Source organism: Stenotrophomonas sp. HMWF023 (genome assembly GCF_003060985.1).
GTDB classification, from domain to species: domain Bacteria; phylum Pseudomonadota; class Gammaproteobacteria; order Xanthomonadales; family Xanthomonadaceae; genus Stenotrophomonas; species Stenotrophomonas lactitubi.
In genome coordinates this window covers 21,636-32,796 of record NZ_QAIJ01000188.1, presented here as the reverse complement: position 1 = coordinate 32,796, position 11,161 = coordinate 21,636, and the positions used below count along the sequence as shown (strand labels likewise).

The window sequence follows — 11,161 nt, the reverse complement described above, 5'->3', positions numbered from 1 at the left end:
GGGCTGCACGGGCTGTAGTAGCACAGGGGGGCGGGAGGGGGTGCGATGACGCCCTGCTTCGATTGCCTCGGCCGTCGCGCACGCGCCACGCTACGCCGGTTCGTCTTCGCGTATCTCATGGAACGGCAGCATGGTCTCGAAGCCGAATTCGTGTTCCATGCTGATGCGGACCAGGCCGCCAATGGCGTACCAGCTGGTGTTGGCGTGCATATCGATGCCACGACAGCCGCCCTCAGCCCGCAGATACAGCGTCTGCGCCCGGGGCATCTTCTCCCTCTCCTCCCACAGCAGCGCGTGGCGGTGCCGTTTCATCAGCAGGCGCAGCTGCTTCACCGTGGTGATGTTGAATGCGCTTAGCTCCGGCAGCAGCTCGGCGATGTCCGCGTCGGTCCAGTAGTCGTGGCGGCGGTGATACATCGACAGCACCACCTTGCGGATGGTGGCCACGGTGAGCGGGGCCAGATCGGCATGGGCGCGGGCATTGGGGCGTGTCATCCGCTGTCCTCCGGGGGCTGCAGGCATGGTGGCATGGCGGGGGGGGCCAACCAAGGTTGGCATCTACCGAAGCACAGGCGAGAGCGGCGCAGTCGTCATTACCAGGCGGCATAAGTGTTTGTGACGCATTTGGCACATCAGCACATTGGCTGCGTGAAGAGGTAGGGGGTTGTTCGTTGTGTCGCGTTTGGCTCGTTGCGATGGGGCAGATCCGCCCCGCCGTCCTGCCATGCCGATTCACAACAGAAGGATTCGTGTATGAAGCGACACACGCAACGCTCCGCGCCACCGCGCTCTGCGCGCCTGGCCCTGGCCACTGCCCTGGTACTGGGCAGCCTGGCCCTTACCGCCCAGGCGCAACAGGCTGATCCGCTGGCCGGAATCCAGTGGCACCTGCTCAATACCGGGCAGACGGTACCCGCTGACACGCTGCCGGTGGCCGGCAACGATCTCAACGTCGATGGCCTGTTCCGCAATGGCATCCGCGGCCAGGGCGTCACCATCGCCATCGTCGATGACGGCCTGCAGATCGCGCACCCGGACCTGGCCGCCAATGTCGCGGCAGTGGCCGGCAAGAACTTCGCCAATGGTTCGAACAATCCCACCCCGTCCAACCCGAACGCCGACAACCACGGCACCATGGTCGGCGGCATCGCCGGTGCGGTGGGCGCCAACAACCTGGGCGTGCGCGGCGTGGCGCCAGCGGCGACGCTGAAAGGGTTCAACCCGATTTCGAGAACAGCCCAGGGCAACCAGCAGAGCAACATCGAGTACGCGTGGTGGGACGGTGCCGAAGTGGCCGACGTGCAGGTGTTCAACAACAGCTGGGGCGCCGGCCCGGGCAATCCGAACCTGCCCTTGGCGTACAGCGAAAACACGATACGTTCGTATGAGCAGGCGCTGTCGGGTACGCGCGGTGGCCGTGGCGGTATCTACGTGAAGTCGGCCGGCAACAACCACAACAACGCGAGCTGGCAGGATAGCCTCGGCAATACCTACGATATCTGCACGAATGACACCAAGAACCGCAACACCGGCTGTGTGCCAGCCGGGCGCGATCCGCGTAACAACCTGTTCAACGTGATCACCGTGGGTGCGGTGCGCGCCGACGGCGTTCGCTCGTCGTACTCGTCCACCGGTTCGGCACTGTGGGTATCGGCCTTTGGCGGCGAGTACGGCCTGCAGGCGCAGTACGCGCCGAATCTGGTGGCACGTGCGTACGATCCGGCCATCGTCACCACCGACGTGACCGGCTGCACGCAGGGCAGCAACAAGAACACCAACCGCCAGAACACGCTGGACAGCAACCAGTCGGCCATCGACAGCACCTGCAACTACACCGCGAAGATGAACGGTACGTCGGCGTCGGCGCCGATGGTGTCTGGTGTGGCCGCGCTGGTACTGGAAGCCAATCCGAACCTGTCCTACCGCGATGTGAAGTACATCCTGGCCACCACCGCCACCCGCAACGACCCAAACCGGGCGGCGGTGACACTGGCTGACGGCCGCGTGCTGGTGCCGGGTTGGACAGTGAATGCTGCCGGCCGTGCCTACAGCAACTGGTATGGCTTCGGCGTGGTCAATGCCGGACGCGCGGTGCAGGTGGCGGAGAACTTCCAGTCGCTGGGTGCGCTGGTCGACAGCGGCTGGCGTACCACCACGCGCACCGTGGCCATCGGCAATACCTCGGCCGCCGCGGCGCGCCTGACCTTCCAGGTCGCCAACGGTGCGCGCAACATCGAGTCGGTGCAGCTGGGCTTCCGGGTGAGCCACAGCAATACCCGCCAGCTGCAGTTCGTGCTGGTTTCGCCCAGTGGCACGCGCAGCGTGGTGCAGCCAGCGTTCACCGCCATCGGTTCGGGTACTGGTGGCGCGCAGCGCAACTTCACCAACTGGGATCTGCTGTCCAGCAATGCCTTCCTGGATGAGAACGCAACCGGCACCTGGACGCTGGAAGTAACCGACGTGGGGCAAGCCGCGAATGCTGCATCGCGTGGCAACCTCGAATTCTTCAAGATCCGCGTTCTGGGGCACTGATGATGAAGACGACCATTCTGTTGAGTACCCTCGCCTTCGCGGCGATGACCACTACCGCCTCGGCACAGAGCTCTGGCCAGCCGCCGGCGGCCAAGACCCTGTCGACCGTAGACGCGCAGCAACTGAAGACGGAAGCCACCGGCCGCTCGTTCAATGTTGGCGGTTCCCGATTCCAGCTGGCGCCGTCGGCAAGCGTGCAACAGGCCAACGGCGGCCAGTTCAGGATCACTACCGGTGCTGATGCCAGCGCGGCGGCCGTCGGCAGCCGCAGCAAGCGCTCCACCGATGCCGGCAGCAGCGGCGCGGCGGCGCGCGTGGACGCCGGCGCCAGCAAGTTTGCTGCCGCCGTCTCCAACGACGGCGCACCGGTGGTGGCAACGTCGCGGGTCAAGGTGTTCTTCACCGATGCGGCCTCGGCCCAACGTGCGGCCACCGCCACAGGCGGTACCGTGGTGCAGGTATCCAAGGCGTCGGGCCGGGCGATCGTCGAGTACCCCTCGGTGAACGCGGCACTGGATGCAACCACCAAGCTGCTGTCGACCGCCGGCATCAAGGCGGCCGAGCCGGACGTGGTGCAGTGGGAAGAAACCAAGTAAGGCGTTGAGTGGTGCCCCGGCCGGTTGGCTCTCCTGGCCGGCCGGGGGATTGGTGAGCGGGTGTGCCGACCAACGGTCGGCACCCACCAGATTCATTCACCGCGTGTCGACCAAGGTCGACACCCACCGGAGCGAGCATCACCCACCGGAGCAGGCATCACCCACCGGAGCGGATGCGTCGTTCAGCGGGCGGCGACGCTGGTGTTGTGCGGCAGCTTGCATGCGGCCAGTGCTTCACTGCCGGCGGCCGGATGTTCCGGTTCCAGCAACAACCGCTGCACGTCCGAGAACAGTTGTTCCACCGGCATGCCGTAGGGTGCGAACAGGCGCAGGCGGCCCTGGCGGTCGAACACGTAGCCGCCGGCGATGTGGCTCATCGTGTAGGTGTCCGGCAGCTGCCCGGGCTCCTTCTCGTAGAACGCCTTGAAGTCACTGGCCATCGCCGAGAGCTGCGCTTCATCGCCGACCAGCGCCATCGCCTTCGGGTCGAACGCGTGCACATAGGTGTGTGCGACTTCGGGTGTATCGCGCGCCGGGTCCACGCTGACGAACACCACCTGCATCTGGTTGGCATCCTTGCCCATCAGGTGCTTTACCTGGCTCAGCTCGACCATGGTGGTCGGGCACACGTCGGGGCAGCTGGTGAAGCCGAAGAACAGGTAGGTCACCTGCCCCTGCAGGTCCTTCGGGCCACGCAGGGTGCCGGCGCTGTCGGGCATGGTCCAGTGCTGACCCAGCTCCTCGCAGGCGATGTCCTTGGAATAGAAATCCATGCGCGACTGCGCGCTGCAGCCGGCCAGCAGGCCGAGTGCCAGGCCTGCGGCAAGCAGCGGCAGGCGGAGGGAACGAACAACGGAAGCAACACGCATCACGGGTACCACCAACACGAGGTGGGCGCGGTCTCGATCAGGCCTGCCCTGGGGGGAGAGAGGGCTGAGGTGCCAGGGCGATCGCGCACTCCTTGCCGATCGCCCCGGCCACGGTCAGTTGATCATCATGTGGTAGTGCATGCTCCAGATGATCCAGATCGACAATGCGACCACGATGAACAGGATCACCAGAGTGAACACGAAGCTGGCGAGGTTCCAGCCACCTTCGGACTTGCGGTCCATGTGCAGGAAGTACACCAGCTGCACCAGGATCTGCGCGACGGCGAAGCCGACCAGCAGGAACAGCGTGACCGGCCGCGACAGCACCGGGTTCATCACCAGCGCGAACGGCACCACCGTCAGCAGCGCGCACAGCACGAAGCCGATCAGGTAGGACTTGGTGGAACCGTGCGCATTGCCGGCGCGCGAGGTTTCGACGTGGGCCATGTCAGAAGGCTCCGATCAGGTAGACGAAGGTGAAGACGCAGATCCACACCAGGTCCAGGAAGTGCCAGAACAGGCTCAGGCAGGACACGCGGGTGATGTTGGTCGGGGTCAGGCCACGGCGATAGACCTGGTGCATCACCACCGCCATCCAGATCAGGCCGCTGGCCACGTGCAGGCCGTGGGTAGCGACCAGGGCGAAGAACGCCGACAGGTAGGCACTGGTGCTGGGCCCGGCACCTTCATGGATCAGGTGCGAGAACTCGTACAACTCCATGCCGATGAACGAGGCACCGAGCACGAAGGTCACGCCCAGCCAGCGCAGCACCGCTGCCTTGTCCAGGCGGTGCATGGCCAGCACGGCCTGGCCATAGGTGATGCTGGACACCAGCAGGATGAAGGTCTCGGCCATCACGAACGGCAACGAGAACAGTTCCTTGCCGGTGGGGCCGCCAGCGTAGGCGGTGCTGAGCACCGCGTACGAGGCGAACAGCGAGCCGAACAGCACCAGGTCGGACATGAGGTACACCCACATGCCGAACACTTTCATGCCGCCCTGTTCGTGGGCGTGGTCGTGCTCATGGTGGTCGTCGTGGACCAGTGCATCGCTGTCCAGTTGCGGACGGGTCAACAGGTTCATGCGCCTGCCTCCTGCAGCTTGGCGTGGTTGGCCGCTTCGGTACGCGCCACCTCCTCGGAGCTGACGTAGTAATCCACGTCCTCGTTGTAGGAGCGCGCGATCAGGGTGATGATCATCGCGATGAAGCTGGCACCGGCCATCCACCAGATGTGCCAGACCAGGGCGAAGCACAGCACCAGGATCCAGACATTGAGGATCAGCGGCACACCGGTGTTCTTCGGCATGTGGATCGGGGCGTACTTCTTCGGCGGCGGCGGCAGGCCGCGCTTCTTCGCTTCGTGGAAGGCATCCAGCTCATCGGCCTTGGGCACCACGGCGAAGTTGTAGAACGGCGGCGGCGACGGCGTGGCCCATTCCAGCGTGCGTGCGTTCCACGGGTCGCCGGTCAGATCCAGGTTGCGCTTGCGGTCGCGCACGCTGACGTAGATCTGCACCAGCATCAGGATGATGCCTGCGAACACGAACAGCGCACCAATGAACGCAGCGATCAGGTACGGCGTCCACGCCGGGTTGTCGTACTGGTTCATGCGTCGGGTCATGCCCATGAAACCGAGCATGTACAGCGGCATGAAGGCCAGGTAGAAGCCGATCACCCAGCAGGCGAAGGACCACTTGCCCAGGCGCTCGTTGAGGGTGAAGCCGAACACCTTCGGGAACCAGTAGACGAAGCCGGCCAGGTAGCCGAACAGCGCGCCGCCGATGATGGTGTTATGGAAGTGGGCCACCAGGAACAGGCTGTTGTGCAGCAGGAAGTCCGCGCCCGGGATGGCCAGCAGCACGCCGGTCATGCCACCGATGGTGAAGGTGACCAGGAAGGCGATGGTCCACAGCATCGGCACGCTGAACTCCACGCGGCCGCCGTACATGGTGAACAGCCAGGTAAAGATCTTCACGCCGGTGGGGATGGCGATGATCATCGTCATGATGCCGAAGAAGGCATTGACGCTGGCGCCGGAACCCATGGTGAAGAAGTGGTGCAGCCACACGATGAAGGACAGGATGCCGATCGCCAGGGTGGCGCCGACCATCGACTTGTAGCCGAACAGCTTCTTGCGCGAGAACGTGGCGGTCACTTCAGAGAAGATGCCGAACGCCGGCAGCACCAGGATGTACACCTCCGGGTGGCCCCAGGCCCACACCAGGTTCACGTACATCATCGGGTTGCCACCCAACGTGTTGGTGTAGAAGTTGAAGTCCAGGTAGCGGTCGAGGGTGAGTGCACCCAGGGCCACGGTCAGGATCGGGAAGGCGGCGATGATGATCACGCTGGTGACCAGCACGGTCCAGGTGAACACCGGCATCTTCATCAACGTCATGCCCGGCGCACGCATGCGCAGGATGGTGATGAACAGGTTGACGCCGGTCAGCAACGTACCGATGCCGGAGGCCTGCAAAGCCCAGATGTAGTAATCGACACCCACGCCTGGACTGAACTCGATGCCCGACAGCGGCGGATAGGCGACCCAGCCGGTCATGGCGAATTCGCCGACACCCAGCGAGATCATCATCAGCGCAGCGCCGACCACGAAGATCCAGAAGCTGAAAGCGTTGAGGAACGGGAACGCCATGTCGCGTGCGCCGATCTGCAGCGGCACGATGATGTTCATCAGGCCGACCACGAACGGGGTGGCCACGAAGAAGATCATGATCACGCCGTGCGCGGTGAAGATCTGGTCGTAGTGCTCCGGTGGCAGGAAGCCATCACTGCCCGGCCCGGCCGCCGCCAGCTGTGCGCGCATCATCAGCGCATCGGCGAAGCCACGCACCAGCATGACCAGCGCGACGACCACGTACATGATGCCGATCTTCTTGTGGTCCACGGTGGTGAACCAGTCGCGCCAAAGCACGCCCCACAGCTTGAAATACGTCACCGCGCCGAGCAGCGCGAGGCCGCCCAGGACCATGGCCGCCAGCGTGACCACCACGATCGGCTCGTGCAGCGGCACGGCCTCCCACGTCAATTTACCCAACATGTTCGTTACTCCTGGGAAACCTGGGCACCGGCGGCCGTACCGGCCGGGGCCGCAGCAGCAGTGTTCTCACCGACGCCGATGAACTGGTCGATGACTTTCTTGAACAGCAGCGGTTCGACGCTGGAGAAGTGCTGCACCGGTGCGTTCTTCGACGGTGCGGCCAGCGCCTTGAACTGTTCGAAGCTGAGCGCATCCGGCGCGCTGCGCACTTCGGCCACCCAGCGATCGAAGTCTTCGTTGCTGCTGGCGGTGGCCATGAACTTCATGTTCGAGAAGCCATGGCCGCTGTAGTTGCCGGACATGCCACGGAATTGGCCGGGCTCGTTGGCGATCAGGTGCAGCTGCGTGCGCATGCCGGCCATCGCGTAGATCTGCCCACCCAGCTGCGGGATGAAGAACGTGTTCATCGTCGAGTTGGAGGTGATGTTGAACGCCAGCGCGCGGTTGGCCGGGAAGTTGAGCTGGTTGACCGTGGCGATGCCCAGGTCCGGGTACACGAACACCCACTTCCAGTCGGTGGCGATCACGTCTACGTGCAGCGGCTCGCCGGCCACGTCCAGCGGCTTGTACGGATCAAGCTCGTGCGTGGACTGCCACAAGATCACCGCCAGTACCGCGATGATGATCAACGGCACGCCCCAGACCACCACTTCCACCTTGGTGGAGTGCGACCAGTCCGGCGTGTACTTGGCCTTGGTATTGCCGGCGCGGAAGCGCCAGGCGAACACGAAGGTCAGCACGATGGCCGGCACGACGACGATCAGCATCAGGCCGATGCAGATCAGGATCAGGTCGCGCTGTGCGATCCCGACCATGCCCTTCGAATCCAGCAGCACCCAATCGCAGCCCGTCAGGGCGATGCAGGCCAGGGCGACCAGCGCCAGGCGGATGCGGTTCCAGCAGATATTCATTGGAGGTCAACCCTGTTGAAGATGCGTGCTTGACCGGCCCGCCTGCGCGCAGCGCCCGGGCGTGGAGCGGCTACACTGTGGGTACGAGGTCGCCTACAAGCAGGCGAACCACTCCAATCAAGCCCATACAAGATACAGCATTGTATGGACTTGTGCATCTGCACGTATGGAAGAATCCGACCGATGACGCCTCCTGCTGCCGGCCGCCGCCTGAAACACCCCAACCGGACCTGGGTTCGCCCCTTCCGTGAGGGCGCCGGACCGCTGTACCTGCAGATCGCCCAGCAGGTGCGCGAGGCGGTGGACGACGGCGTGCTGCGCCCGGGCGACCGCCTGCCACCGCAGCGCGATCTGGCCCAGCAGGTGGGCGTGGACCTGACCACGGTCACCCGCGCCTTCGCCGAACTGCGCCAGGCCGGGCTGCTGGACGCACAGGGCGCCGGCGGCACCTTCATCGCGATGTCCGCCGGCAACCGCAGCACCTCGGTCGACCTGAGCATGAACATCCCGCCGCTGCTGGGCAGCGCGCCGTTCGCGCAGGGCATGGAGGCCGGTTTCCAGCACCTGGGCCAGCAGCTGGGCCAGGGCGAGCTGATGAGCTACCACGTCGGTGCCGGCAGCCGCGACGACCGCGCTGCGGCCGTGCAATGGCTGGCGCCGATCCTCGGCCCGGTGGGCGCCGAGCGGGTGGTGATCTGCCCCGGTGCGCAGACCGCGCTGTGCGCGCTGATCCTGGCCCGCACCCAGCCGGGCGAACTGATCGCCGCCGAACAGCTGACCTACCCGGGCCTGCTGGCCGCCGCGCGGGTGCTGCAGCGGGGCGTGGTGCCGGTGGCGATGGACGCCGAGGGCATGCTGCCCGATGCGCTGGAAGAGGCCTGCCAGCTGCGTCGGCCGCGCCTGCTGTATCTGGTACCGACCATCCAGAACCCGACTACGGCGACGATGTCGGCGCAGCGCCGGCAGGCCCTGCTGGCGGTGGCGCGGCGGCACGAACTGACCGTGGTCGAGGACGATCCCTACTGGCTGCTGGCCGGCGATGCCGCTCCGCCACTGGCCGCGCTGGCCGACGGTGACTGCCCGGTCTATTACATTTCCACCCTGTCCAAGTGCCTGGCCCCCGGCCTGCGCACGGCCTACCTGGTGGTGCCGGCCGGCCAGCCGATGGAACCGGTGCTGGACGCCCTGCGCGCGATCGCGCTGATGCCCACCCAGTCGATGGTGGCCGTGGCCTCGCACTGGATCCGCACCGGCCAGGCGCAGGCGATGGTGCAGCGCTTCCAGCAGGAACTGCGCGAGCGCCAGACCATCGCCGCCCGCTATCTGCCGGCCCGCCGCCAGGCCCATCCGGCCGGCCTGCATGTGTGGCTGCCGTTGCCGCCGCGGCTGGACCAGTACCGCTTGATCCAGGCCGCGCAGGAACAGGGCCTGGGCATCGCCAGCTCCGACGCCTTCAGCGTGGAGGAACCGCCACCGGGCAACGCCATCCGCCTGTCGCTGGGCGGGGCCGTGGACCAGGAGGCCTTGGCCGGAGCGCTGGCCAAGCTGAACGAGATCCTGTCCGAGGCGCCTGACGCGCGACATTCGGCGATCGTCTGAGCCCCCCTGTGAGTCATAACCATACAAGATGATATCTTGTATGTAATGTATGGACCAAGGGACGTGCCGCAGATGGCCGCCGACAAACTGAAGTTCCACCTGGTGATGGCCGGCTGCGGCGGCTTCGTCGTGTTGATGCTGGCTGCCCTGGCCTGGGTCTGCCTGCAACCGCAGACCGTGGATGTGCAGGCCGCCGAGCGCCACGCCATCGAACAGTGCCTGCAACGCAGCGAGGATGCGGCGCGCAGCGAGATCCAGCGCCGCGCCCAGGCCGATTCCTGCCGCGAGATGCGCAAGCAGTACGTGCACAAGTTCGGCGAGGACGGCTCCTGATGGGCGCAACCGCGCCGCGCCCACGCCGTTCGATGCTGCCGTTGATGATCGCCCTCGCCTGCCTGTTCATGGCCGGCGTGGCGGCGGCCCTGTGGCAGTACTTCGGCTATGGCGAGCAGTCCACGTTCGCCGAACAGGCCATCGTCTTCGATGACTCGCAGCTGCGGTTGCCGGCGGAACTGGCCGGCGACACCGGCCGCATCCGCGTGGTGCATTTCTGGGACCCGGCCTGCGGCGTGTGCAACCGCGAAACCGGTGCGCACCTCAGCTACCTGATCAGCATGTACCGCCGCGCCGGCATCGACTTCTATGCGATCCGTCGCCCCGGTACGGCAGGCGAACTGCCCGAGCCGCTGCGCAACAAGGTCATCAACCTGCCGACCATCGACGGCATCGAGAACATTCCGGCCAGCCCGGCGGTGGCGATCTGGGACCGCCAGGGCCACCTGGCCTATGCCGGCCCGTACAGCATCGGCATGGTCTGCAATTCGGCCAACAGCTTTGTCGAACCGTTGCTGGACAAACTGGTGCGCGGCGAAACCGTGCGCCCGAAAGGACTGCTTGCCGTGGGCTGCTACTGCCCGTGGCAGGCCAAGCGCTGAGGACGCGCGATGACATCACCGACGCTGGCCGGCGCAGCCGCCGCAAACAACAACGGCGGTCACCTGTCCGAACCGACCGATGGTTATGGACAGGCTCCCGCCGTTGGAAGCAACGATACGCCCCGACATCCTCCGTACATGCCGCGACCCGATGTCGCAGGGCCTGGCGTCGCAGGGCTGGGCTGGGTGCAGGACGTGCACGTGCACAGCGGTCCGATCTACCTGCGCATCGTCAACACGCTGGAACGCACCATCAATCGCGGTGGCCTGGCGCCCGGGCAACGGCTGCCTTCGCAGCGCGCACTGGCAAAGCAGCTGGGCGTGGATCTGACCACGGTGACCCGTGCGTTCGATGAAGCGCGCAAGCGTGGGCTGATCGAAGCACGTGGGCCACAGGGCAGCTTCATCGCACCGCCCAAAGCGGGCTTTGACCAGGCCGTCGATCTCAGCATGAACGTGCCGCCGGTACCCGACGCTGATGCACTGGCGGACATGCTGCGTCGAGGCGCAGCGGCGGTGCTCGCGCGCAGCAATGCGCCAAACCTGATGACCTATCACCTCGGCGGTGGCAATCCGACCGATCGCCACGCGGCGGCGCGCTGGCTGCAGCCGATGCTGGGCACGGTGGACGATGCACGCCTGCTGCTGACCGAAGGCGCGCA

At 65.7% G+C, this 11,161-nt stretch carries 11 protein-coding genes and 1 pseudogene; 6 read left to right on the top strand and 6 right to left on the bottom strand.

Features of this window, described 5'->3' with window-relative positions:
• Nucleotides 1–90: 90 nt before the first annotated feature.
• Nucleotides 91–495: a hypothetical protein gene (locus DBR20_RS10170; RefSeq protein WP_108266090.1), complete on the bottom strand. Its 405-nt coding sequence runs from the start codon at nt 493–495 to the stop codon at nt 91–93.
• A gap of 258 nt (nt 496–753) precedes the next feature.
• On the opposite strand from DBR20_RS10170, the gene DBR20_RS10165 reads away from it, so the two are divergent.
• Both DBR20_RS10165 and DBR20_RS10160 read left to right on the top strand, forming a co-directional pair.
• Nucleotides 754–2,532 (top strand): S8 family serine peptidase, encoded by a 1,779-nt coding sequence (locus tag DBR20_RS10165; protein WP_108266089.1) that lies wholly within the window; start codon nt 754–756, stop codon nt 2,530–2,532.
• Nucleotides 2,532–3,128, top strand: a complete 597-nt coding sequence (locus tag DBR20_RS10160) for a DNA breaking-rejoining protein (protein WP_108266088.1) — start codon at nt 2,532–2,534, stop codon at nt 3,126–3,128. Before DBR20_RS10165 ends, DBR20_RS10160 begins: the two co-directional genes overlap by 1 nt.
• Nucleotides 3,129–3,310: 182 nt before the next feature.
• Here DBR20_RS10160 and DBR20_RS10155 read toward each other — a convergent pair whose 3' ends face one another.
• From DBR20_RS10155 to cyoA, 5 genes are all read right to left on the bottom strand, one after another.
• A complete protein-coding gene (locus tag DBR20_RS10155) occupies nt 3,311–3,997 on the bottom strand; it encodes an SCO family protein (RefSeq protein ID WP_108266092.1) in 687 nt (228 codons plus the stop codon).
• Nucleotides 3,998–4,111: 114 nt separating this feature from the next.
• Nucleotides 4,112–4,444, bottom strand: a complete 333-nt coding sequence (cyoD, locus tag DBR20_RS10150) for a cytochrome o ubiquinol oxidase subunit IV (protein ID WP_025877422.1) — start codon at nt 4,442–4,444, stop codon at nt 4,112–4,114.
• Nucleotide 4,445: 1 nt separating this feature from the next.
• Nucleotides 4,446–5,081 (bottom strand): cytochrome o ubiquinol oxidase subunit III, encoded by a 636-nt coding sequence (gene cyoC / locus DBR20_RS10145; protein WP_080149637.1) that lies wholly within the window; start codon nt 5,079–5,081, stop codon nt 4,446–4,448.
• On the bottom strand, nt 5,078–7,054 hold the full coding sequence (cyoB, locus tag DBR20_RS10140) for a cytochrome o ubiquinol oxidase subunit I (protein WP_108266087.1): 1,977 nt from the start codon (nt 7,052–7,054) through the stop codon (nt 5,078–5,080). Before cyoB ends, cyoC begins: the two co-directional genes overlap by 4 nt.
• A 5-nt stretch (nt 7,055–7,059) precedes the next feature.
• Nucleotides 7,060–7,965 carry a ubiquinol oxidase subunit II gene (cyoA, locus tag DBR20_RS10135; RefSeq protein ID WP_108266086.1) on the bottom strand — a complete coding sequence of 302 codons (906 nt, stop codon included), beginning with the start codon at nt 7,963–7,965 and terminating at the stop codon, nt 7,060–7,062.
• A gap of 183 nt (nt 7,966–8,148) precedes the next feature.
• Between cyoA and DBR20_RS10130 the strand changes: the two genes are divergently transcribed.
• From DBR20_RS10130 to DBR20_RS22945, 4 genes and pseudogenes are all read left to right on the top strand, one after another.
• The gene (locus DBR20_RS10130) at nt 8,149–9,564 is read left to right on the top strand and encodes a PLP-dependent aminotransferase family protein (RefSeq protein WP_108266085.1); all 1,416 of its coding nucleotides are present in this window, start codon (nt 8,149–8,151) and stop codon (nt 9,562–9,564) included.
• A 72-nt stretch (nt 9,565–9,636) separates the two neighbouring features.
• Complete coding sequence (locus tag DBR20_RS10125; protein WP_099819766.1) at nt 9,637–9,897, top strand: hypothetical protein; 261 nt, start codon at nt 9,637–9,639, stop codon at nt 9,895–9,897.
• Nucleotides 9,897–10,499, top strand: coding sequence for a DUF6436 domain-containing protein (locus DBR20_RS10120; protein WP_108266084.1), 603 nt, complete (start codon nt 9,897–9,899; stop codon nt 10,497–10,499). The genes DBR20_RS10125 and DBR20_RS10120 overlap by 1 nt, the downstream gene beginning before the upstream one ends.
• Before the next feature lie 9 nt (nt 10,500–10,508).
• A pseudogene (locus DBR20_RS22945) lies at nt 10,509–11,161 on the top strand (GntR family transcriptional regulator); the annotation flags it as partial.